This is a genomic window from Natronincola peptidivorans (genome assembly GCF_900111615.1).
GTDB classification, from domain to species: Bacteria; Bacillota; Clostridia; order Peptostreptococcales; family Natronincolaceae; genus Natronincola_A; species Natronincola_A peptidivorans.
Window position 1 is genome coordinate 116,460 of sequence record NZ_FOHU01000008.1, and the last position, 24,153, is coordinate 140,612.

The 24,153-nt window shown below is 40.5% G+C and carries 15 protein-coding genes and 1 riboswitch; of the genes, 2 read left to right on the forward strand and 13 right to left on the reverse strand.

All coding sequences use genetic code 11. The features are described 5' to 3' along the window. Nucleotides 1-33 precede the first annotated feature (33 nt). The 9 genes from BMX10_RS10320 to BMX10_RS10360 form a co-directional block, all read right to left on the reverse strand. Nucleotides 34-1,968 carry a cadherin-like beta sandwich domain-containing protein gene (locus tag BMX10_RS10320; RefSeq protein WP_090443461.1) on the reverse strand — a complete coding sequence of 645 codons (1,935 nt, stop codon included), beginning with the start codon at nucleotides 1,966-1,968 and terminating at the stop codon, nucleotides 34-36. 162 nt (nucleotides 1,969-2,130) lie between these two features. Continuing rightward, nucleotides 2,131-3,243, reverse strand: a complete 1,113-nt coding sequence (locus BMX10_RS10325; protein WP_090443464.1) for a response regulator — start codon at nucleotides 3,241-3,243, stop codon at nucleotides 2,131-2,133. A 67-nt stretch (nucleotides 3,244-3,310) separates the two neighbouring features. After that, the gene (locus BMX10_RS10330) at nucleotides 3,311-5,002 is read right to left on the reverse strand and encodes a sensor histidine kinase (protein WP_090443467.1); all 1,692 of its coding nucleotides are present in this window, start codon (nucleotides 5,000-5,002) and stop codon (nucleotides 3,311-3,313) included. Between the two features lie 218 nt (nucleotides 5,003-5,220). Next, the gene (locus BMX10_RS10335; protein WP_090443470.1) at nucleotides 5,221-6,003 is read right to left on the reverse strand and encodes an ABC transporter permease; all 783 of its coding nucleotides are present in this window, start codon (nucleotides 6,001-6,003) and stop codon (nucleotides 5,221-5,223) included. A gap of 2 nt (nucleotides 6,004-6,005) precedes the next feature. Further along, on the reverse strand, nucleotides 6,006-6,968 hold the full coding sequence (locus BMX10_RS10340; RefSeq protein WP_208976138.1) for an ABC transporter ATP-binding protein: 963 nt from the start codon (nucleotides 6,966-6,968) through the stop codon (nucleotides 6,006-6,008). 220 nt (nucleotides 6,969-7,188) lie between these two features. After that, on the reverse strand, nucleotides 7,189-7,881 hold the full coding sequence (locus BMX10_RS10345) for a hypothetical protein (RefSeq protein ID WP_090443473.1): 693 nt from the start codon (nucleotides 7,879-7,881) through the stop codon (nucleotides 7,189-7,191). Nucleotides 7,882-8,127: 246 nt separating this feature from the next. Next, nucleotides 8,128-9,237 carry a FecR family protein gene (locus tag BMX10_RS10350; protein WP_090443476.1) on the reverse strand — a complete coding sequence of 370 codons (1,110 nt, stop codon included), beginning with the start codon at nucleotides 9,235-9,237 and terminating at the stop codon, nucleotides 8,128-8,130. Between the two features lie 56 nt (nucleotides 9,238-9,293). Continuing rightward, nucleotides 9,294-10,772, reverse strand: coding sequence for a stalk domain-containing protein (locus BMX10_RS10355; protein ID WP_170834772.1), 1,479 nt, complete (start codon nucleotides 10,770-10,772; stop codon nucleotides 9,294-9,296). Between the two features lie 74 nt (nucleotides 10,773-10,846). Beyond that, nucleotides 10,847-10,922: riboswitch (cyclic di-GMP riboswitch) on the reverse strand. A 114-nt stretch (nucleotides 10,923-11,036) separates the two neighbouring features. Then, nucleotides 11,037-12,185 (reverse strand): HD domain-containing phosphohydrolase, encoded by a 1,149-nt coding sequence (locus BMX10_RS10360; protein ID WP_090443482.1) that lies wholly within the window; start codon nucleotides 12,183-12,185, stop codon nucleotides 11,037-11,039. A 485-nt stretch (nucleotides 12,186-12,670) separates the two neighbouring features. On the opposite strand from BMX10_RS10360, the gene BMX10_RS10365 reads away from it, so the two are divergent. Continuing rightward, on the forward strand, nucleotides 12,671-13,588 hold the full coding sequence (locus BMX10_RS10365; RefSeq protein ID WP_090443485.1) for an MBL fold metallo-hydrolase: 918 nt from the start codon (nucleotides 12,671-12,673) through the stop codon (nucleotides 13,586-13,588). Further along, on the forward strand, nucleotides 13,569-15,338 hold the full coding sequence (locus BMX10_RS10370) for a CHASE2 domain-containing protein (RefSeq protein ID WP_208976139.1): 1,770 nt from the start codon (nucleotides 13,569-13,571) through the stop codon (nucleotides 15,336-15,338). The genes BMX10_RS10365 and BMX10_RS10370 overlap by 20 nt, the downstream gene beginning before the upstream one ends. Before the next feature lie 220 nt (nucleotides 15,339-15,558). On the opposite strand, the gene BMX10_RS18310 is transcribed toward BMX10_RS10370, so the two are convergent. The 4 genes from BMX10_RS18310 to BMX10_RS18175 form a co-directional block, all read right to left on the reverse strand. Further along, complete coding sequence (locus tag BMX10_RS18310; protein ID WP_244272692.1) at nucleotides 15,559-15,957, reverse strand: nitroreductase family protein; 399 nt, start codon at nucleotides 15,955-15,957, stop codon at nucleotides 15,559-15,561. A gap of 11 nt (nucleotides 15,958-15,968) precedes the next feature. Next, nucleotides 15,969-16,094, reverse strand: coding sequence for a hypothetical protein (locus BMX10_RS18460; protein ID WP_280140767.1), 126 nt, complete (start codon nucleotides 16,092-16,094; stop codon nucleotides 15,969-15,971). A gap of 378 nt (nucleotides 16,095-16,472) precedes the next feature. Beyond that, nucleotides 16,473-20,813: a X2-like carbohydrate binding domain-containing protein gene (locus BMX10_RS10380; protein WP_090443491.1), complete on the reverse strand. Its 4,341-nt coding sequence runs from the start codon at nucleotides 20,811-20,813 to the stop codon at nucleotides 16,473-16,475. Nucleotides 20,814-21,045: 232 nt separating this feature from the next. Continuing rightward, a complete protein-coding gene (locus BMX10_RS18175) occupies nucleotides 21,046-24,009 on the reverse strand; it encodes an AfsR/SARP family transcriptional regulator (RefSeq protein ID WP_208976140.1) in 2,964 nt (987 codons plus the stop codon). Between the last annotated feature and the right edge of the window lie 144 nt (nucleotides 24,010-24,153).

Genomic DNA, 24,153 nt, shown 5'->3' on the forward strand with positions numbered 1-24,153 from the left:
AATAGTTCTGGAGTCCTATAGCTTCAGTTGTTTTTATTTTTCTATACTAATCTCCCTCGTTGCTTCATCATACTCCACTGTTGCTCCCAACACCTCACTGACAAATCGTAGGGGTACAAAGGTTCTGCCCGGTGGCATAATTCTTGGCTCTGTATCGATCAAGATGATTTCTCCATTCACCAGTACCTCTTTAGAGCCGATGGTCAACAGGATTTCTGTATCTCCTTCTGTAATCAGCACCTGTCTTGTCTCAGATAGCCATTTCACATCTGCTCCTAAAGCTTGGCTGATAAATTTCAATGGTACTAGGGTTCTGTTGGTTTCTCCATCAATAAAAGGCATGGCATCCAGCTGTTGGGTTTCATCATCTAGCGTGATATCGGGTTTTCCTATGGTGAGTCGTATTTTCTTTTTAGGAGGACTTGTTTCTTGTGTGCCTTCCCAGCCTTCTATTTCTTCAGTTTCTTCTATTTCCTCTGTCTCCTCTTGTTCTTCTTGACTATCTCCTGATGTAGGTCTGCTGGAGCCTCCACCGCCTCCACCTGAGCTACCGCCGCTTGAGCCGCCATTGGTGGCCGCTGCTCTGGTAATCACGATGTTATAAACCTTTTCTGTAGCATCCTCTGCTGTCACCTTCACCTCTATGGGATTGGTACCTACCGCTAGACTTTTGGTACCGATTCCTGTCACCTCTGCCTTAGCATCCTCCGCCTCTGCTGTCACAACGATGCTATTTACTTGGTTTTCTACTGCTGCTGTATAGCTTAAGGTATCTTTGTTAAAGGCTGGGGTTAAGGTGCCTTGGCTGAGGCTCAAACTCTTTAAATTAGCGTTATTTGATATAGGTACTACGGCTACTTTTCTTGTGATGGTTATGATGTAGATCTTTTCTGTAGTACCATCCTCCGCTGTGGCGGTTACTTCTATGGTGTTTTCTCCTAGCCCCAAAGCCTTTGTACCGATTCCTACTACCTCTGCCTTGTCATCCTCCGCCTCCGCTGTCACAACAATGCTATTTACTTGGTTTTCCACTTCTGCTGTATAGCTTAGGTTTTCTTTATTAAAGGCAGGGGTTAAGGTACCTTGGCTGAGGCTCAAACTCTTTAAATTAGCGTTATTTGATATAGGTACTATGGCTACTTTTCTTGTGATGGTTATGATGTAGATCTTTTCTGTAGTACCATCCTCCGCCGTGGCGGTTACTTCTACGGTGTTTTCTCCTAGCCCCAAAGCCTTTGTACCGATTCCTACTACCTGTGCCTTGTCATCCTCCGCCTCCGCTGTCACAACAATGCTATTTACTTGGTTTTCCACTTCTGCTGTATAGCTTAGGTTTTCTTTATTAAAGGCAGGGGTTAAGGTACCTTCACTGATGCTTAAGCTTTTTAAATCTGCATTGCTTGATTGATTAGCTGGTGGTTCCTTTCCGAATACCAATTCTCCTGAAATATATGCCGTCACTTTGTCCCAGTCCACATAAGTAGTTGCAGATGGATTAAAGGAATAGTCATTTGTTTGTGTATAATTGCTCCAATCAGCTTTTGCTATCCTAGATTGTATCTCAAGAGCACTATTTGGTGCAAGCTGGCCTGGGTTGTCTCTAAATCCTATTTCCAAATAATAATCTGCTGTAGCCATTAATTCTGATATCTTAACAAAATTACCATAGACTTTACTTGTAACAGATGTGTAAGTAGGACTCACGATTATTGCATGATCACACCAAAATTGCTGTGGTTTTTCACCATCAATTGTGTAATAATATCTAAGCTTCACATCTGCAAGATTAATACTCTCACCCCCTGTATTGGTTATTTTAAATCTTGGATCAAGGGCATTTACACTTTCAGATCTACTATCATTAAACATTTCCAAACTTAGTCTTGTGTTTGCAAAGGAAGCTTCTGCAGCATATAATGTGAAAAATAAAACAGTTAGTACCAATAAAAGAAACGTCGCCTTTCTCATCCTATCACCTCATATCAATTTTTTTTATATTTCTCACAGTTTTTTTAAAAATACAAAATATTTTATTGTTTATATTATACTAAAGTCCTCTGACAGGATTCTGACAAATAGTGACTATAGATTGACAAAATATTTATTCTTCCCTTATAAAAACCTATTTCCTTAATAGGAGGAGTGTAGTTCTTGTTGTAGGGCCTTTATCCTTTGTGAGGGGGCTGTATCATATTCCTCAAGTAATGTTTTTTCCAGCCATTGATAGTGGTTAAAGGCGGCTATATTGTTTTTTGTCTTTTGATAAATCTCCATCAGCATATAGTTGAAGCTTTCCTCAAAGGGAGCTAGTTTTGTGATGGCCTTCAACAGTCTTATGGTTTCCTCTTTACGGTTTTTCTCTCTATAGGTCTTCATGATTTCTATTAGGGCTTCCAGTAGTTTTTCTCTTAGTTGTTGGTCCTTTTCCATGCTCCATAGGTAGCCTTCTTCTGTCAAAAATCCATTGCCGAAGACTATACTGGCCTTCTCAACTGCATCATAGGTGGAGGGGTCCTCTTTTTTATAGTTGGATAAAACTGCCTCCACCTGAAAATAGTCGCATTCTCCCTCTTCTATAATAAGGCAGTACCCGTTGCTGCTGTACTCCAGCCTTAGGATGTTTTTTATTTGGGAAAAAAGGTTTCTGATCTTGCATACGGAGGTTTGTAGAATTTGTAAAGCTTTTTCTGGTTCATACTCCGGCAACAGATTTTCTATAATCCTTTCTTTATGGACATAGCTGCCATGATGCATCAGCAGGTAGGCAAAAAGCTCCTTTGCCTTTATCCGCTGCCATTTTACAGGAAGCTCTCCAATGGTAACAGATAGTTCCTCAAAGGTTTTGATTTTTAGGGTTTCTGCTGTGTGTTGTTTTCTCATATTGATTTCATTTTTGATCCTTTCCACCATCCGGTTGAAGCGTTCCTCTTTGATTGGCTTTAGGATATAATCAATAGCGTTTAAGTCAAAGGCCTGTACTGCATATTGGTTGTAGCTGGTGATAAAAACAATCATCATGGCAGAATTCTGCTCTAATAATTTTTCTGCTAAAGTAATACCGTCCATCTCTGGCAGATCAATATCAATAAATGCCACCTGAGGTTGGATAGCTTTCACTGCCTCTAATGCCTTTAGGGGATTTTGATATTTTCCTGCCACCTGAAAGGAGCCAGTTTTATCAATAAGTTCACTGGTTTCTTCTAGGTTATACCATTCATCGTCTATCACTATCGCTTTGATCATCTTGGTCCTCACCTCCATCTATATCATCATCCATTATATCAAGGTCCGCTGACAGGATTCTGACAAATTATCCCGTCAATGTAGGAGATTGATATGGAATAGAAAATATGACGGATGTTCCCGCCGCTTCTTTGCTTTCTATCTTTAAGCCCTCTCCATAGTGCTTTAATAGCCTTCTATGTATATTATAGATTCCTATTCCTTGGTCTTCTTTTTCTTCCTTCGTTAAGCCTTGAAGTTTATCTCTAGGTATTCCCACCCCATCATCCTTTATTTCAAAAGAAATCTTCCTATCATCTTGAGAAATGGTTAACCACACATTTCCTCCCTCTGCCTTTCTTAATATACCATGCCGGATGGAGTTTTCTACTAGGGGCTGGAGAATCAGTCTTGGAATATGGACTTTGGGTGTATCTTTGCATACAATATGGAAATTTAGTCTATCTCCAAATCTTGTTTTTTCAATAGCCACATAGGTGTTTACTGCCTCAAGCTCATCCTCTAACAAAACCATAGGGTTGGTATGATCAAAGTAACAACTGTTGGTTAGGTATTCTCCTAGATTACCGATAAGCTCTCTAGCTCCATCGGGGTCTCTTTTAATCATGGCGCCAATAACGCTAAGGGTATTGTTAAGAAAATGCGGATTGATTTGTGCCTGTAAAAAGGATATCTCACTGGTTTCTGCTTTGTCTATGGCTGTAGATGCAATGTATTCTAAGGTTTTTTGATTTTCTACAAACAGGGTAATATCGGTGATGGTTAGGATTTTGCCAATCTCTAGGCTATCCTCTCCAGAAATTTTTGTGATTTGGGCTGAGTAATATCTTTCTTCTCCATTTTGCGGCAGTTTGAATTCAGTTATTGGATTTTCTTCTGAGATTCCCTTTAATTCAGGATGGGATTCTAAGAAGGAGGTAAAAGTATAGTCATAGGAAGGTGCCTTTAGGACAGGATAAAGCTTTGTGACGGCATCATTGACATCAATAATATGGTCCCTTAGATCTATCAGGATGATTCCTTCCCTTGATTGTTTAAATACAGTTTCTGTTGCAATGGGAATGGTATTGAAGATTCTGAAATAGAAAATTCCAAATACATATAAAAACCCTGATAGGACTGATACCACTGGAAAATAGTCAATGCCAAGGTAGCTGTTATTTGTAGCATTTAAGTACACTGTAATCCATGGGAAAATAGAGGCTATAATCATAATGAAGTAGCCGTATCTGTGGAATTTGGATGTCCTTAATAATCCTCGTATGTAAAAAAACATAGATATTATACCTAAGGATGTGCCTGAGGCAACCAACAAGAAAAATAATGGTTCCTTTGTTGATATGATTACAGAAAAGTATCCATTGCTTTCAAAGCTATAGGAAGAAATATAGAGATGATGGAGATGGTTGGTATAATATATTAGCATATATAAGATTGGATGATATAAGCCTGCATATTTGGCTATCTTTAAATGTTTTTTCGAGACTCTGGCATATTCTAAGCTCATCACCATCCATAGATAATGCTGGATGGGTATGGGGATATGCTGTAGATGAAACCAAAACATGGCGGTAGAAAAGTCATTTGCGTTGATTTCGCCGATATATGCACCGCTATATACAATGGCTGCCATTAACAGCATAATAAAGTAATTTGCCCCGGGCATCCCACGCCTTTTATAAGCATACAAAATCAGTGCAATGGCACAAAATATTGTCCCTAATAGCACCAAGGTAAATGTTAATTGAACCATATTCATGGGATCATCCTCCATTTTCTAGCTTTATGGGTCAATTTTATCATAATATTACAAAATATAACATTAGTATGCAAATAATTTCATGCATTTCAGCTTAGTTTTTTTACAGCTACAGGCTTAAATCTATTTCTTTATGAAAACATCCCTCAAAACTATAGTTTTGAGGGATGACAAAAGGGCATAGACTATGGAGATTTATTTTTTTATCTTCCTATTTACTATTCTCCATTAAAGGCTCTAGCAGCACTTTTGGTTGCAATCGTGATTGTGATAACGGAAGCAATGCTTCCTACAAGAAAGCCATATAGAATATATGCTGACCTCCAGCCTTCGATTAATAAAGCTCTCATGCCTTCAAATATATAAGTGGTAGGATTAATTATGGCTGCTATACGTAACCAGCCTGTTTCAATCAAGTCTAAAGGTACAAAGGTGGTACTCAAAAATAGCATGGGGAAAAAAATCATCGTGCTCATCTGTACTGCGTGAGAGCTTTTTGTCACTAGGGCTACAGTGGCTGCATAGCCAGTAAAGGCTAGTCCTAAGCCAGTAACCAGTACAAGAATGATGATGAACCCACCTATCCCCCTATAAATCCTAACCCCCATCAGTATTGCAACCATCGTCAATAGGATTGTTTGCACCACCAACTGCAGCATACCTGTGATAATTGGGCCCAATACAATGGCTAATCTAGAGGTGGGGGTAAGAAGTAATCTTGCAAAGTACCCACTTTCTAAGTCTTTGACTAGAGTTTGCACTGCACCTGTTGCGGCACCAATGGCGGCAGATACTACAGAAACTGGCAAGATAAAAGCTGTGTAGTTAACACCTTCTAGGGTTGGTAAATCTGTTACTGCCCCTATCCCAGCTGTATATACAAAGAGAAAAAATAAGCTTATGATGAAATTGGGGATATAGGCATAGGGATTTCGAATAGCTGCAATCAGACTTCGCTTTGTCAGTAGCATAATATCCTTGATTAATACTTTATTTTTCATGGTTATACACCTCTATTCTCGTTGGTGCTTTTTTTATCTCTGATAATCTGTAAAAACACATCATCCAAGGTGGGTGAAGCTATCTGAATATCTATTGGAAATACATGAACTGCTGCCAATTTGCCAAGAATCACTGGCAGATATTCTCGGTTTTTCTGTAGGTGGAGGATTATCTGATTGTCTAAGGATTCTAGGTTTGAGGTGATTTCCATCATAGCTTTTTGGGCCTTTTCCTTTTCTTGGATAGATCTAAAGAATAGCTTTATTTTATCCAGCATCAGGGAGCTTTTTAATGCTTCTGGCTTTTCCAAAGCTACAATTTCACCATCGTTAATAATACCTACCCTATCCGCCACTTCATCTGCTTCCTCTAAATATTGTGTGGTTAAAAATATGGTGGTGCCATATTCTTTGTTTAGCTTTTTAATTTCCTGCCACAGATCCATTCGACTGGCCGGATCTAGTCCCACAGTAGGTTCATCTAAAAAGAGGACCTTAGGGCGATGGACCAGTGTCATGGCTAGGTCCAGCCTTCTTTGCATCCCGCCGGAGTACTTTCCACATTGTTTATCGGCGTCTTTGGTTAATCCCACTAATTCCAGTAATTCCTTAGCTCTTTTTATAGCCTCTGCCTTTGAAAACCCAAAGAGTCGTCCTTGTAATATAATCAGCTCTCTTCCTGTTAAGGCTGGATCAATTGCTGTGTTTTGTAAAGCTACTCCGATTTGCAAACGTATTTTCTCCGGCTTCTGCAGCAAATCATATCCTGCAATTTTCCCCTCTCCAAAGGTGGGTTTCATTAGTGTTGTCAGCATTTTAATGGTGGTGGATTTTCCAGCTCCATTAGGGCCAAGAAAGGCAAAAAATTCTCCTTCCTTCACACTAAAGCTAATATTTTTAACTGCCTCTGTTCCTTCTTTATAGGTTTTGGAAAGCTGTGATACTTCTATAATCCTATTAGACATTATAAAGCCTCCTATCACTTAAGGTAGTATAGGTATACGCCTTTAACGCTAAATTTTAATATACACGGTCTACTGTTTCGCCCAAACCCATGGGCTGCAAATGTAGTCCTTAGTATATTAAAGTTTAGAGGCGTATGTCTGCAAAAAACCGTACTGATATCGCAGGGGATATCCTTATCCTTTCTTAGTATAAAGCTGGTGCTCTACTCTAGGGATGGATTTATAAGATGCCTTTTAAAAAATGGTTTGAGACTTTTTGGGCCATCTCTTCAACAGTGGTTTTATCGTCCCTAAAAAATATTTTTATATTACTTTCTCTACATTCTGCTTCTATTTGCTGGTTCATTGATTCATTGATGGATAAAAACTTCTTCCATTTATCCTGGGGACAGGGCAGTTGAAGAATCATTTCCTTCATTGGCTGTCTTTCTGGACTTTCCTCCCAGATTTTATTGCTAAGCTGGTTATCAATTTTGATGCAGCATATTTGTTGAGGAGACAGGACTTTTGCAAGTATGGCTGGGTTTGTTATACCTCCATCTACTAGTATGCTTTGATGCTGATCTGTTTTTTTAATGTCTTCACTAAATAGATGTAAGTGCTCTGCTGTTGCAGCAATATAAAAGTCATTATTTTCTTCCCATGTGGGGAAGGAAAGTGCCCAATCCATGGGATTATCTGCTGTAAACCAAGCTGTATTTGCTGGATACAATTCTTCTGAATACCTGCTGATATACTTGCCATAAATGTATTCATCCATGTCATAAAGTAATAGTCCATATTTTTCAGAAATCCTTTTGCTAATTGTACTTTTCCCTGCACAGCCACCACCAAGTATCCAATAGATGTTTTTTCGATTAGATAAGATCTCTCCAGCTTCAGTTAATAGGTATTCATTAAGATGGTATTTCATAAACATTCCTCTTTTCTTTTTGATTTTTTAAAACTATTAAAAAGGCTAATAGTTTTATGGATATCTTATTATACCTTTCAATGAAACTCTGGTGGTATACTGGAGGGTTGTGATATAAAAAAATCCCCTAGATTTTCTCTAGAGGACTTTAATATACACTTCTATTTTTATCTAAAATCTTTTAAAACACTGATTAAAAATTGTTTTTTCCATCAACACACTCAATATGGGTGGTTATAGGATAGTTCAATTATTTCCCTTGTCCCGTGGCTTGGATTGTCCTGGGGCTGTTTCCTGACCTGGTGGTGTGGATTGTCCTGGGGCTGTTTCCTGACCTGGTGGTGTGGATTGCCCTGGGGCCGTCTCCTGACCTGGCGGTGTGGATTGTCCTGGGGCTGTTTCCTGACCTGGCGGTGTGGATTGCCCTGGGGCCGTCTCCTGACCTGGCGGTGTGGATTGCCCTGGGGCCGTCTCCTGACCTGGCGGTGTGGATGGTTTTTGCATTCCAGCATCAGATGGCAGTCGATGTTGAATATTTTTCACAGAATTATCCTTAGTGTCATTAGCCTTCTTTTGCTGTTCTGTGGCTTTTTCCAGTGCCTCATCCAGAGAATCAGTGATGTAATCTGGAAGTGTTTCCGGCTGTTCTTCATCAAAGTCTTTCAACCGTTGAAGAAGTGCAACCTCAATTCCATCCAAAGTCAACTGGGATTTAGATGCCAAAATCTTTTCATAATCATCCCCTTCATGGAATCGACTTTGCTGCATTGGTTCCAGTATAAAGCTAGTCTGTTTTTGGCGATTTTCAATCGTAGATGAAGCTTCATCTCTCTTGTTTATTACATTCACCTCCACTAGACCTGCTAGCACACGTACATTGGTTTCCCCGTCTCGATACTGTGTAAAGTATTCCGTTCCTCTTGCCCCCATAATGGCTGTAGGTGTCTTGATTTCAAAACGGGAATTTCTGGTAAGGCGTTCTCTGATAATACTACCTAAACCACCAGCTTCCAGCGATACAGATGTTTGGTGATCTTTACCCATTTTTTTCAGTTCAGAAAAAAAGATTCGGGTGTTTTCCGCTACAATAACAACACGATCATCACCTATCTGAATGCTGGCTTTACCATTTGGACCCGTGATAACACCATCACCTTCTGTAATACGCATATTGATAAATGCATCAAAGGACTTTTCACCCCCTGAGCGTATGACCTGTACGCTACCCTCCAGACTAATGATTCGGGCAGTTTCCGATATTCCTTCAACCCTTGCTATTGGAAGTAAAAGACTAAACATCAATACCAAAACCAAAACGGAATAGAGCTTGGTTTTTACTGTTTGACTCATTAACATACCGCCACCTCCTTTTTTTACATGATTACTTTAATTTAAAAAATTCACTGTGTTTATTATAAAGTCTCAATGATTACTGTATTTATATGGTCAATCCATTGTATGGAAAAGTCCAGCTTATCTTCCAAGGTATGAAGCTTTACCATAGCCTGATTATCATGAAGTGTGAAGTCACCTTGGTCTTCAAAAAACGCTATCTTTTTTCCTTCCCGACATACTATTACAGCTCGCTCCTCCGCATCCCATAAAACCAGAGAGTTCCACGATTCTGTAATGCCTCGTAGAGGCACAAGCACATAATTTTCCTCCATGAATGGTTGTATTTTAGAAAAGTCGATTTTAACCCCATCAAGAAAAACTACAATATCAGGCTCTGCTTTTATATGTCTTACATTCAAATCCCTATATTCATTGTCATCAGGGATCGCCACAATTCTGTTATTCTTTTGATCTGTCACAAACCAATAATTATTTGCATACACAATACTAGTAGGGATCTCAAACATAATAATCTTATCCTGATCCCATTCATGCCCAGCTGTACCTGTGCCAGCCACGGTAGACACATTTCCATCTGATGAAATCATGCGAAGAACGTGGTTCCATGAATCAGCTACAAAGATGTTTCCTTCTTTATTAACCTCTATACCTCCTGGAAAATTGAATCGTGCCTCCTGGATAATACCGTCTACAAAGTCACCCTTACTGTAATACATATCCCTTTCATGTTTTCCCGGTTGACCTGCAATAGCACCAATATGACCACTTTTTATGAATTTGATTTGATGGCTAGCACTGTCACTGACATACAGCCCATCATTTCCATCAATACTCAATCCTTTCGGCTCATTGAGGATACTATCATCTCCAGGCTTGCCAGCAAAAGTGGTGACTTTACCTGCTGTATCTATTTTTCGGATGGTATGATTGCGTGTGTCGCTGACTAGAAGATTGCCTACAGTGTCTATTACTATATCTGTCGGATTCCAAAACTGTGCATTTATAGCTATATCATCCTTAAATCCTGGCTCGCCAGTACCTGCAACCGTATAAACCTGTCCTTCGTAAATCATCCTAATCATATGGTTGCCAGTATCTGCAACAAGTACAGCACCATTGGGTGCTACTGCCAAGCCTCTAGGCTCATTAAACATGGCAGTTTTTAGCTCTCCATCTGCATAGCCTCCAGCAGGAAAACCAAAGCGATCTTGTCTATCAGAACTACCTGCTAAAGTAGTCACAGAAAAATCTTTTAAATCAATCTGTCGAATGCGATGGTTATATAATTCTGTAACTAGAAGTGAGTTTGTTGATTTATCATGGGTTATCCCATAAGGAAATCTAAATTCTGCTTCGTTATATTTACCGTCAAAATATCCAAACTTTCCATTGCCAATGATGAACGGTAATGGTTCATCCTGAGCATTTACTTCCAATGGAAATACCAGAAATATACCTCCTACCAATAGTAAAAACAGCAAAGCTTTCATTTTTCTCCATATAGGTATTCTGCAGTTTAGCTTTGTACTTTTCATGCACTCCCCCCTCATTTCAAAGTATTTGCAAATCTTTATCAAGTGCTTGTTTTAGGGTTTAAAAAAACTCTCTCTTCGGTAGCTGGCTGCCATGTTAAAGGCCCTTTAGCTTTGCGTCCTTGCGTTTCCACAAGTTTGCTATTATCGGTTAAAAGTTATTTCCTCTTTTCCAGATTCAATTGTTAATATCTATGATTTATCACGCAATTTGCAAATAAAAACCTTATAGCTTTTATTTTAAAATAATAAACTATGACGTTTATACTATGCTTGTCCGTCTTTTATAATGGCTACAAAAGAGTCAAAGTTGTCAAGGAAAAGCTGTGTCATATGAGGGTCAAAGTGTTCTCCTTTTTCCTTTTCAAATAGGCTGAATACCTGTTGGAGACTCCAAGCCGGTTTATAGCATCTCTCACTAATGAGGGCATCAAATACATCTGCAATAGCACAAATTCGTCCAAAAGGATGAATCTCTTCGCCCTTTAATCCCCTTGGATATCCTTTCCCATTCCATTTTTCATGGTGCTGATGCGCAATGATGGCAGATGCCTTGAGAATTTTTCGTGGTGAATTCTTCAGTAGTTGGTAACCAATAACCGTGTGTTTTTGCACTGTTGCATACTCTTCTTCAGTTAACTTGCCAGGTTTGTTTAGGATTGTATCAGGGATAGCTATTTTCCCTATATCGTGCATAGGAGAAGCCATCTTGATGAGTTCTACCTCTTCCTGACTCATACCATAAAGCGTTGCCATCAGCTTAGAGACTTCTGTTACCCGTCTAATATGCTCAGCAGTTTCTTTAGAACGGCTTTCACCGATTTGTCCCATCAGAAAAACAATTTCCTTCTGAGTTTTCTCAATTTCTTCCATCAGCATGGCGTTGATTAAAGCGTTTGCTGAATAGGAGGCTGCCAGCATCAAATGCTCAATGTCTTTTGATGTAAAGGCTCCTTCTGTTGTGATTTTATTTACTGCCTGGTAAACACCGATAACCTCTCCTTCGTTATCAAACAAAGGAAGAGCCAGCAGAGACTTTGATCGATAGCAGGTTTTCTGATCCACCCTCGGGTTAAAGTATTGATCTTCATAGGTATTGTTTGTTAGATATGGTTCTCGAGTTTTAACAACATGACCAACCACACCAAGATCAGCAGGTATACGGATTGCTTCAATACCATGGGCTACTCTTGCCCATAATTCATTTGCTTCTTTATCATAAATCCAAAGAGTACATCTGTCAGCTACTACCAAATCTCGTCCCAGATCTGCCATCAGCTTCAAAAGTAAGTCAAGTTTGGTTTCATTGGCAATTTTTCCGGCATAGTGAACAAATAGCTTCAGTTTTTCTTCTGGTGTTGATTCCTGCCGAAAGGATTCAGTTTTCAAATATGTAGTGCTGCTATTTTTTATCATTAGTAAATCCTCTCAATAAAAAAATTTGGTTATCTAAACAAGTAGCAATTTTGTATAGTTACTACCATGTAAAAAAATCTAATTACAGAGTACGGTAATATTAATTCCATAATATCATATTTTGGACATTTTTGCCATAATGTTGACATAAAAATCGAATTAAGCATATGCATTGATTGTATAGGATAAATCATTTTTGGTGGCTATATCAGCAAGTCCTTTCTTTAATTAGATTAAGAGTTCCTTTGGTCATTTGAAGAGCTTCTATCCACATTAACAGTTGACTAGAAAATTTATTAAAATCATGCCTGTCATAATCCATGATAATGTCAGCATGCTGGCTGAGACTTTGGAAATATTGAGATAGCACCCTATTTGTGATATAATTACCACAATATGGTCATTAAAGCGCTATTACATAATCAAGTAAATGGGCGTATACTAATAGAATCATTTCCATATCTACACTAAAGGGGGTAAGAACAATGGGTCACACCAAGGATCATATGTTGGAGATTACTTTTTGGGGGGTAAGGGGTTCTCGGCCCACACCAGGACCTGAAACCACTCATTATGGTGGAAATACTTCATGTGTACATGTGAGATCAACAAATCACTCAATTATCTTTGATGGTGGAACGGGGCTGGCAGCGCTTGGTCAGTATATGACTGAGCAGCAGTCTCACATGTCAGAAAAGCAAGAGAGTTTAAAGGTAGACCTGTTCTTTTCTCATCAGCATTGGGACCATATCCAGGGATTGCCATTCTTTAAACCATTGTATCAAACAGGTAATATTTTTCATCTGTATGGAGAAACCAAAGATAGTATTTCATTGGAAAGAACAATTAAAATGCAGATGCAGCCTCCTCATTTTCCAATTTCCATAGAGAGTATAAAGTCCACCCTTTATTTTCACTCTATAACAGGTGGACAAACCATTGATTTGGGATATGGTCTAGAAATAACCAGCTTCTCCCTTAACCACCCTAATGGAGCCTTGGCTTACCGATTAAACCTTGGAGATAATGCTATTGTTTATTGTACCGATACTGAGCCTTTAGCAGACTCAGATGCGCAGCAGTTCCTCTCATTCATACAGGGTGTTGATGTCCTCATCTATGACAGCCACTATACTGATGATGAGTATTGTGGCATGGTTGGTGGCATTCCCAAAACTGGGTGGGGGCATTCCACTTGGCAGGAGGGTGTACGAATTAGCCAACAAGCTCATGTTAGATCTTTGGTTTTGTTTCACCATAAAGAGGATCGTACAGATGATGAATTGAAAAGCATTGAAAAATTAGCTCAAGATTTATTTAGAAGCACAATAGTTGCCCGAGAGGGCGTTAAAATCATTGTGGGAGGTGGGTCAACTGAAAAAGTTGTCATTCATTATCCATAGCAGCCTTGTGATAATTTTTTGTGTGTTCCTATTTTTTAATACACTTTCTATTTTAGATAATCAAATCCAGGACAGGCTTTACCATGATACACGTCCCATCCATGGAGATATTGTTATCATTGCCATAGATGAGGAGAGCCTCCAGACTCTAGGTAGATGGCCATGGCCCCGTGATTATCATGGTGAACTCTTAAGTGTCCTTTCAGAGGCACCCCCAGCTGTTATCGGTTATGATATTATTTTTGCTGAACCATCATTTGTTCCAGCTGATGATACTTATCTCATTGAGATGTTGAATAAAATGGACCATGTTGTGGTACCTGTCGTGGGGCATTTTGAAAATACATCAGCTGGCGGTCTTCTTCAAGCTAAAGAATTAACTCGGGCTTTCCCTGCCTTGGCGCTAGTTACTGACAGTGGTCATATTAATACACTCCTTGATTCTGACGGTATTTTGCGTCATACTCTTTTGCAGATTGGCTATAATGATCAAGAAATTCCTAGTTTTGCTTGGCAGATTTATGCCTCTTACATGGCTCATCTAGGAAAGGAGCCCATTGCCATACAAGATATCCCCACAGATCCGTGGAAGCAGACTTACATCAAATTTGCTGGTGAGCCCTTCAGCATGGAAAGAGTCTCTTTCCATTTAGTGATGAATGGTGCAATTCCTGCTGAGTACTTTAGAGATAAGATTGTTTTGATTGGTCCCTTCGCACCAGGAATTGTGGATGATTATTATTTTACTTCGATAGCCCCACCGGTTCCCATGTATGGAATCGAAGTCCACGCCAATGTTATACAGCAGCTTATTGAGAAACGTTTTATACAAGATTTACCGTTGACACTTGAACTGCTTATTCTTATTGCCCTGGGAGCTCTTTGTTACTGGTTGTTTTATCGCTTTCGGCCTGGTGTATCTGCATTGATATTCTTGGTCTTGTCTTGCTTATATTGGTTTATTGCAGTAAAAATCAGCCACCAAGGATATGCCTTTAGTTTGATCTATCCTGTTGGTCTCATGGGAACCCAATATATTGCTGCATTAGGTCATCAATTTATTTCTGAACAATTGGAAAAGAATCGAATTACATCCTATTTCGGAAAATATGTGGCGCCACAGGTGGTTAGCAAGATAATAGACGAAGGCGAAGATGCACTAAAACCTGGAGGGGTCCTTCGTGAAATCACGGTTTTTTTTGTGGATATTCGCGGATTTACCTCTCTATCTGAAGCAGCGCCGCCAGATGAAGTGGTTGCTATACTAAACGAGTACCTGACATTATGTGCCCAATCTATATTTGATTATGGTGGTACTCTAGATAAGTTTATCGGCGACGCCACCATGGCTCTCTTTAATGCTCCCTTGGATTTAGAAAACCACCAACTAAAAGCTGTACAAACTGCTTGGGCCATGTCACAGGGAGCCGAAAAACTGCAGATAAAACTAGAAGAAAAATATGGCAAGTCGGTACAGTTTGGTATTGGTATACATTGCGGACCGGCCATTGTTGGAAATATTGGTGCTGCTTGGCGGATGGATTATACTGCTATAGGTGATACCGTTAATATTGCTTCTCGTATAGAAAATCAGACAAAGCCAGGTGAAATCCTGATTAGCCATGATGTATATGAACATGTGAAAAATCATATAGAAGCCGTTGATATGGGGATTCATCAGTTGAAAGGAAAAAAGCAAGGGGTTCATGTTTTTCGAGTAGAATCAGTATCTATGGATCATCTTTCATGATAGTAAATAAGTAGGCGATAAATAAAATAATTATCTATCGCCTACTTATATCACCAAACAAGACTTATGTAAATTGAATAAATTATACTGATTCCTTTACCGATGGATTAGCATTCAGTAGGTATCATTATAAAATCATGTAGGTTGCAATTTCAATATTGTCTTCATTGGAATCCTTCTCTATATTTAGTGTCCTATGAAAGATAGAGTTGTTGTGCATCTAGACAATTTCTAGAAAGCAGAGGAATATTCCCATGTCAATAGAATTGTAATAAGGAAGCTTGTTTTTAGGTATGAAGGATTTGATTAAAGTATGACGATAAACTTTAATACAATTATTGTCACTGACAACCCTCCATGGCTGTGTATTACAAGCACTAGGAGCGTACCTAACCGTATCTGCTACAGTATGGTTAAATTCACCATGCCATATAGTTTTGAGATCCTTTCGATTACATTTTGAAATGTTTTTCCGAAAATCCTCTGGGCGACTTTTGCCAAAGGCTATCATAATAACATAATCAAGACCATCATGCTGCAGCTCCTCAGTTTTAGCTAAAGCATACCAGCAAGCGCCGATATCTAACGAAGCAAAAAACAAGTCCATCTGCTGAAGCATATATCCTGCATTTAAAAGGTAATGAGGCTTTCAAGCTTCTGCTTTATTTCCTGCATTTCTTTTTCAGAAACCAATAGTTCTTCATCAAATCTTCTAACGGATTTTCTCTTAAAAATCATATCATATAATTCTTTCATTATATTTTTCCCTCCATATTCAAATGTGAGGGTTGCGCAACCTCGTATATTTAGTGTAATCTGAATATTTTAAACTGTCAAAAGAAATTTTAAAATTGTTTTGTTCATTAGATTGAATATGAATTGATAAGCCTATCTATACTAAACTAGCATACCGAATACAGCCAAACCTATAACAGCTTCCCATTACTGGTGGTTAGAAGTCTATTGAAGGACAATGACCTTTTTTATAACCAAGCAAGTCCCTGTCCCTTGTTCATTTGTCTCAGCACAAAAAACACAGGTGCCAGAGTTTTCTGATCTTACCTGTGTTTTTTAAATTGATTATATTATTTCTCTCTACTAGCTATTTTTCCTTTTGACCAACCTTAATATTTCTTATCTATTTTTTATAAATTTCTTTAAAATGGTCGCTACCTCGGCTCTAGTGGCCTGGCCCTGAGGATCTAGAATGCCTCCGCCTTTGCCGCTGATTAGGCGAGAGCCTACCGCCCAGCTCATGGCTTCAGTCGCCCATGGTGATACATCCCCACCATCAATGAACTGTACAAGATTGCCAGAGGCTGATATGTCGTAGCCGAAGCTTTCCCCATATTTCCGGAGGATGGTTGCCATTTGTTGACGGGTCACAGGGTCATTTGGGCCAAAGCGATCGTCGCTGTAGCAGCTGATAATACCTTTTGCCGACGCCCAGGTTACTGCATTGGTGTACCAGACATTGTCGGGGACATCGCTGAAGGGGTTTTGCCCTTCAATATCAATGGACTCTGACATACGATGTAGTACTGTCACCAGCATAGCTCGAGTCATGGGCATGCTAGGGCTGAAGGTATCGGCACTGGTACCTGAAAAGAGCCGATTTTCTACTGCAAATGCCACATTATTATAAAACCAGTCACTCTCTTTTACATCGCTGAATGGGTTAACCCATGAAGTTATCCCATTTGTTGACTCCTGAAGAAGCTTCTGATATCCTACCACATAATAGGAAAGGTGGTCAAGAACAAAGCTAACGGTTCCTGTCTCTTTGCTGTACTGACAGGATATTTCTGTGAGGTTCCCTGCATCGTTAAGATACCAAACAGAGACCCCCTCTGGTGAATCACCTGATGCCAAAGTATAGGGTAGGGTCACGGTAAGACTGCCGTTAAAGCTGGAGATATTTTGTCTACCACTGATAATTGAAATATCATAGACTGTGTTACTGCCTGCCGCCTCTCTTTGTTGAGAGGTGAGGCTTCTGGAATCAACTGTATCCAGTAAGATTGTGACATTTGTTCCTGTGGCCTGAGCAGCAATTGAGACCAGAGCCTCTGGACTGATGCTTAAGTTGCCAGCAGGAAGGTTAAATTTCACACTAAGGCCAGCCTTACCCAGTGTCTCCAAAGCTGTGGCAGGAAGGATAACCGTCTTAGCTTCAGAAATATTGCTAACATCAACTACTGCCGTGGTATCGCTGTTTCGGATAATTTGAGCCACCTTGGCATCTGTGAGGGAAAGGGTCACATTGCCATCCCTCTGGGTATAGCCAACAGATGTGGTTCCTACATTCATGTTGAGGGATGGGATGCTTCCACCGCCTCCGCCTCCTCCACCGACTCCACCGCCGCCAGAGCTACTTTGGGTCCAGTTTCCATATACTACAATGTTTTCCTTTACCACAGTACTGGATGTAAACCGGGTACCTGTACCATTTATGCCGGTGTACCAGCCTTCAAAGGTATAACCGGATCTCATGGGATTGGCAGGCCAGTTTCCATCACCAATAGCGGTGTCATCCTGTACTGTTGCAGTTGTATAGATTTCACCGTCACTTAAAAATATGACCGTGTGGGTCACCTCCGAAGATGATGAAGCAGTTGCGGGGAAAATGGCTGTTATGATGCCTGAGTTTGTATTATTTGTTACTAAAGCGGCACCTTCTATGGTAAAGAAGTTTCCAGACACTCCGTTTAAGGTATAGCCTTCCTTTGCAGTTAAGGTAATGGTTGCCTTATACACAGTATTTCCATTAAAGGGATTGTCTTCAGGCTTCCATACTACAGTTCCAGTGTATTGATCTGTTTCACTAATGCTGGATACTGGAATCTCACCGGTTTGTGGAATTGACACTCCAGTAATTTCTCCAATGTTTATTGTGGTAGCTGGGGGGCCTTCCAGTGTGAAGTTTACTGTATAGGTATTTCTTTCAACCATATCCTCAGCAGTCACCAGAATAGTGGCGGTGCCAGGCAGCTGAGAAGCCTGCGTTATACTCACCAGTGCCTTGGGGTCGTCAGTTATTGCTCCAATCGTTGCTGCTGGACTACCGGGTTGGCTTCCATAGGGCAGTAACACATCATATTCATAGGTATTGTATACAAAACCAGTTACTGTAACGCCGCCTACCGTCAGATTGCTTAAAGCAGCGTTGCTGCTGGGGATATAGCTGTCCACAGCATTTACCATCAAAGTAACGGGATTCCCAGCATTAAAAGAGATATCAAACGCTAATGTATCCCCTTCTGATAAATTCAAAGTAGATAGATAATCATCACGAATGGTCAGGGTATCTCCACTGACTGTATAATCCAGGTCCTGCTGTAAGCCCACCCCTCCATAGACTACACCTGTAACTGTTTCAGCACCGCTCCAGGTAATGATGGTGTTGACATCCGTTGGATTAGCAAGGTCATAGCTGACAACAGTGGGGCTGATGGAAGGCTGAGGTGGGGTGCTGTCTACAATGTTTACCCACACATTACCATAAAAAAGAGGCAAGCCGTCAACATCTTTAGGGTCAAAAACAATGGCAAACCTTAAAACTGTAGAAGGCGAAAAACCAGACAGGAATTCTTTTTTTATAGTGAAGATGTCTTCAATAATAGTGTGGTAAGTGCTTGATTCGGTATAATTTCCGTTGACGAAAATATGAACCCCATCAACAGAACTTGCCTCTCGCCAGAAAATGGTTGCATTCACATCGGAGGGATTAGCAAGATCATAGGTGACTGATGTGGGGTTAATACCTGGTGGCTGTCCTGTTGTATCCAAAATCTCTATGGTTAGAGTTGCCGGGGCGCCTGTGTTAAACTCTATCGTCAATACAAGCGTGCCTGCTGGCAAAGTATGTAGATATCCTTGATGAATTTTCAAGGTATCGTCACTGACAGTATAATTTTCTGCTTCTATAGAGCTGTCTCCAGACTTCACATCTACAACATCGTTTGCAGTATTCCAGGTAATTTCTGTTTCTACATCCATCGGTTTATATTTGTCAAAGCTTGCTGATATCGGGCTAATGGCTGCAGGTTCACATATCTCTATGCTTAGTGTTGCTGGGTCACCATTGTCAAACGCTATCGTCAACTGAAGCGAACCGTTTGGCTGTAGAGTTAGATATTCTTTATGAATTTTCAAGGTATTTTCCGTGACAGTAAAATTATCTGCTCCTATAGAGCTGCCCTCAGACTTCACATCTGTAACAACGTTTGCAGTATTCCAGGTAATCTCTGTTTCTACATGGTCTGAGCTATATTTTTCAAAGCTTGCGGTTGTTGGGTTAATGACTGCTGGCACTGTATTTATGGTTAGAGGGATCTCTATCGGCTGGGTAATATAGTCAGTATAATAATCGCCTGCTGTCTGTTCGTAAAAAAGCTTGATGGTATAGCTGCCGTCGGGAATATCCTCAGGTATTGTGATATTCACCTCATCTGAGTGGGCAGGGGTGCTATACTCCAATGAATGCAATCTTCCATAATATTCTATCTTATTGTCATCATCAACAATAAGACCGGATACATACCTTTCACCACTTCCACGGCCGAATACACCATAGTCTCTAGATATAGTATCCCCCGGAACGGCTTTCACTGCTTGGCTATCGATATCAAATAAAGGCAGGTCGTTGCCCAATAGGGTCAGTGTCAGATCACCGGTGGGCTCCTCAATAGCCCTCAATGAGCCTACAGCTCCGGATTTGCCTGAGACTGAAGATATCAAAAAAGCAGATGACGGGTCCAACTTAAAGGTAGGGCGAATCCCTTGATTATAACTATCCACTTTAGACCACGCGTAACCACGCCCTATGAAATCTCCTGCTTCATCAATTAAACCTGCAAACTCATAATATTGTGGAGGACCCGAAGTTCCACTTGGAGTACGAAGCCACCACATAGGGTTAGGGTCGTTAGGGTCATTAGGGTCTTTAGGGGCAAGCTTTCTATCATCTTTACTCATTCCCCATGTTCCGTCCATTACTTCAGAAATTGAGGGAAGAACGATGGTTTGATTGGGAGTAATCGTAATATAGTATCTTTCTTCTGCCGTTGTACTATACTGTGGCTGCATTAATGACCGTTCTGCCTGACTGAAGGCAGTGGGAAGAAACCCGTTGTCTCCGTAGCTACCTGTACCGTTTAACCAATGGCATATATCAGAGCCACTCCAATTTGCATGATTATTGATGGTGTTATATTTCCGAAAAGCCACAGCTGAGTTGCTCATTAGGGTTAATATGCCATTCTCATTTGCCATAACACGCCACCGAATAGGTTCATCCCCATTTTTACCGAAATAGATAGCTGTGTCATTGCCGCTTACATCGGGGACTATCTCTGTTTCCGGTCCTCCAATCTGGACCATATCCTGAGCTTGTACCTTCACCGGCAGCATGGCAAACGTCATGACCATGACCATCAGTATAGACAGCAGCTTATTTTTTTGTTTGTTATTCATCACTCCATTCACTCCTTTCTGGTTTTTTAAAAAAAAGCTTTACTTTCATGTGGTTTTACTAAAAGTGTACAAGCTCTATCCTTATTATAATGGCATAGCTACCACCAAAACTGCCACCAATCGACAACTTTTTTTAAAATTCAGAAAAATTGTAAGGTGAAATTTAGCAAAAAAAACACAGGTGCCAGATTATTCTGATCCTGCCTGTGTTTTTTACATTCATTTTATGCAGTTATTTCTTGTCTTGTCTCTCCTTCGCCATAGGGTAGCTGTGACTATGGTAGCTAAGTGACTTGCAGCGCCGAAGGAGCTCCATGGTTTTTTCCCGTTGTCCTAAAGCTCTGTAGTTTTCCAGAAAAATCTCTGCTGCTTCAAGAAAGTTGTCCTCACAGCGAAGCCTGGTGCTTTCAGACCACAGGGCTTCCATATCATCCAGATACCTTCCAGTGTATCCATCTACAACCGCTTGGGCCTTTTCCAGTGTAGGCTGTTTTTTAAATTCGTCGGTTGCCTGTTGGAAGACATCATAATCCCATATAATTTCTTCCATATTCAAGCGATATAACCCCTTTTCATAGAGGATAGGATTGCCTGCCCCCAGGCTCTCAAAGGCCCGCCGAATTTCTCCCCTTCGTGTGTGGAAGAGACTGGTGACATTGGCCTCGCTGTCTCTCCACAGGTCGGCACAGATTTGCTCTTTGGTAACACCTTCACGATGTTCCAAAAGGTAGGCCAACAGTTCTCTGGATTTTTTAGTCCGGATTTTGACAGCGTTTTCCCTTTCATGGGGGGAGGAGATATAAAAGCGGCCGAAGGTATTGATATAAACTCGCTTTGCCGTATAGCCTCCATAGACAAGAATTTCACGGGTAAATTCCGGAGTGATGCCCTCCTCTGCCGCCAGCTTTAAGACAGGTTCAAAAAGTGGCTTGAAGCGAAGATAATAGCGGTAGTCATATTGTCGAGAAAGCTTTAAAAAAGAATGGGTATATTCCACGGCCTTTTCTTTATCGCCTTCCTTCAGGTAGATAGCTGCCAGCCTTCCATAGGAAGGTGTAGCATAGGTATAGCTGCCGATGTCTTCACCGATTTTAATTGAGCGTTTGAAGTATTCTCTGCACTCCTGAGGACTCTGACCTAAAGTATCCAAAGCATTCGCTATACGACCGTAAGTTAGGGACTGAGTAAAGGGGGTAGTATCCTCCACCAAGGCAAGTGATTTTTCAATATTCTCACGGGCTTTATCCGGCTGTTGCAAGAGTCCCGCACAAAGCTTCCAGATTTTTGCCAACAAAGCGTGGTCACGGGTGCTGCGGTTCAAGACAGCATATTCCTCCGCCATCGCCAGATATCGATTGGCTTCTGAAAAATCAGCTCTTTTTCCTAAATATAGTTTTAATAGCTCCTCAGCATGAAGGATATCGGAATGAATGATATAGATTAGACTAAGCTCTTCATAAAGACCCAGCTGGTGCATCCTTGCTAACTCCTCTTGAAGAAGGGGCTGGACCTTTTCCTCCTGACCTGAAACTTGGTAAGCCTTGGCTGCATAGGCACCCACTGAGTGGCGCATCAACCAGTCCTGCTCCTCCTTTGAAATAGTCAGAGTTTTTTCATAAACCTTTAAACAGTTTTTATAATCTCCCATGTAAAAATATATCGCCGTCAGATAACGTTCAAGCCAGAGCTTTACTCCAGCATTTCCTGCGACCAAAGATTTTTCCATCATATTCAGGGTCAGGTCTAGGGCCGCTGACAGTTGGGAGGTAAGGGTTAGGTTATGTATTTTCTCGATCATCACCATATACTGAAGCTGCATAGGTGTGTCTTCTGACAAGGGGAGCAAATTGTCGATGCAGTTGGTGCTTTCCTGAAAGGAGACCCGGTTCCGCAACACTCTGGCCTGATGAACCATAGCATGCAAATATAAATGCTTGTCTTCACTATCTAGATGGGGAATGGCTCCCCTTAAAAATTTTTCCGCTTCGCTGAATTCTCCCTGTTCCGATAAATACATGCCTCTAGCAAGAAGAACCCGTGGAGGTAGCCCTACAGAAATGGGCTGTAGAAAATCAAAGTATTTTTTAAAGCTGCGGAGTCTGCCTCCTTCAAAGGGTTTGTCTAAAAGACCACTGATACAATCCTTTATCATCCCTTCATCACCAAGTAGCAGGGCATAATCAGCGGCTTCCTGAAAATCTCCTCCTTCATAGGATAGTGTCATTGCCTTCCCTAGGGTTATTCTCCCCAAGCTGTCGTCAATTTTCTGTAAAAAGTAGGAAAATAAGGTATGGTATCGATAAGTAAACTGAGAAATATGTAGCGTAAAGATATTCCTGCGAAGAAGCTCCTCTAGAATTTTTTGTGAATTGTTAATGCCCAGCAGGCTGTTGCATATATGAACATCTAGAACAGGGAGATAGGAGGTTGCTTTGAGAAAATGTTGCATTTCTGCTGGAAGACTCATAAACATTTCATTCATCAGATAACGGAAAAGCTCCCGATTGGTATAAAGAGTTGATCTAGAAAGCTTCCTATTGCCTTCTGCTGCTATCCGGTAGGATTGTATAGCTAAAATCCAACCCTCAGTGGCAGAGTAAGCATCCTGATCAAAAAAACCCCACAATTTTTCGGTTTCCTCCCGACTAAAGGACAGATCTTTTTTTGTTAACTCAACAATTCTGCCTTCTATCTTTAGTCTAAAAAGTCCGCTCCACAGTTCATGACGACTTGCCATGATAAGGGTTATATTTTGAGGACAATTCTTTACCCATTGTATAAAAAGGTCTGTAACTCTTTCATTATCAACGATATGGACGTCGTCAATAATAATGGTCAATTCTCTTGTTCCTATGGCCTCCAGCAGTCCAGAGAGTACTGTAGGGATAAAGCTCTTGTCATGGACAAAGGGTATGTAGTCCGTGGAATAGAAATCAAATTTATGCAGATTGTTTCGAATGCACTTCTCTAAATGGCGCAGAAAGTATACCTCATCCCTATCTTTGTCATCAAGAGAGATCCATACTACATCGTTAAGGCCCTTTGCGTACTGAGCCAGCAATGTTGTTTTACCATAGCCTGCATCGGCATGTATGTATGTAAGTTTACTGCCTGGGGGAGCAATTTTCTCAATTAAACTGAGGCGAAAAATAGTATTTTCCTGAACACAGCTTTCTTTTGTGGTTATGCACTTCAAAACCCTCCCCCCTTTTCTCTTCAAATATTTCAAATTTTTCTTAAATATTACTTTTTTTTTATTATAGTCGAAATTTGGAACGATATCAATGAAGAAGGGGTTGATTAGAAAATAAATATTGTCTTTTCTAGGGCTGATGGAAAC

What these genes read in the sequence shown, in the direction of transcription:
- BMX10_RS10320 (WP_090443461.1), bottom strand. Translation starts at nt 1,968, where the DNA reads ATGAGAAAGGCGACGTTTCTTTTATTGGTACTAACTGTTTTATTTTTC.
- BMX10_RS10325 (WP_090443464.1), bottom strand. Translation starts at nt 3,243, where the DNA reads ATGATCAAAGCGATAGTGATAGACGATGAATGGTATAACCTAGAAGAA.
- BMX10_RS10330 (WP_090443467.1), bottom strand. Translation starts at nt 5,002, where the DNA reads ATGAATATGGTTCAATTAACATTTACCTTGGTGCTATTAGGGACAATA.
- BMX10_RS10335 (WP_090443470.1), bottom strand. Translation starts at nt 6,003, where the DNA reads ATGAAAAATAAAGTATTAATCAAGGATATTATGCTACTGACAAAGCGA.
- BMX10_RS10340 (WP_208976138.1), bottom strand. Translation starts at nt 6,968, where the DNA reads ATGTCTAATAGGATTATAGAAGTATCACAGCTTTCCAAAACCTATAAA.
- BMX10_RS10345 (WP_090443473.1), bottom strand. Translation starts at nt 7,881, where the DNA reads ATGAAATACCATCTTAATGAATACCTATTAACTGAAGCTGGAGAGATC.
- BMX10_RS10350 (WP_090443476.1), bottom strand. Translation starts at nt 9,237, where the DNA reads ATGTTAATGAGTCAAACAGTAAAAACCAAGCTCTATTCCGTTTTGGTT.
- BMX10_RS10355 (WP_170834772.1), bottom strand. Translation starts at nt 10,772, where the DNA reads ATGAAAAGTACAAAGCTAAACTGCAGAATACCTATATGGAGAAAAATG.
- BMX10_RS10360 (WP_090443482.1), bottom strand. Translation starts at nt 12,185, where the DNA reads ATGATAAAAAATAGCAGCACTACATATTTGAAAACTGAATCCTTTCGG.
- BMX10_RS10365 (WP_090443485.1), top strand. Translation starts at nt 12,671, where the DNA reads ATGGGTCACACCAAGGATCATATGTTGGAGATTACTTTTTGGGGGGTA.
- BMX10_RS18310 (WP_244272692.1), bottom strand. Translation starts at nt 15,957, where the DNA reads ATGCTTCAGCAGATGGACTTGTTTTTTGCTTCGTTAGATATCGGCGCT.
- BMX10_RS18460 (WP_280140767.1), bottom strand. Translation starts at nt 16,094, where the DNA reads ATGAAAGAATTATATGATATGATTTTTAAGAGAAAATCCGTTAGAAGA.
- BMX10_RS10380 (WP_090443491.1), bottom strand. Translation starts at nt 20,813, where the DNA reads ATGAATAACAAACAAAAAAATAAGCTGCTGTCTATACTGATGGTCATG.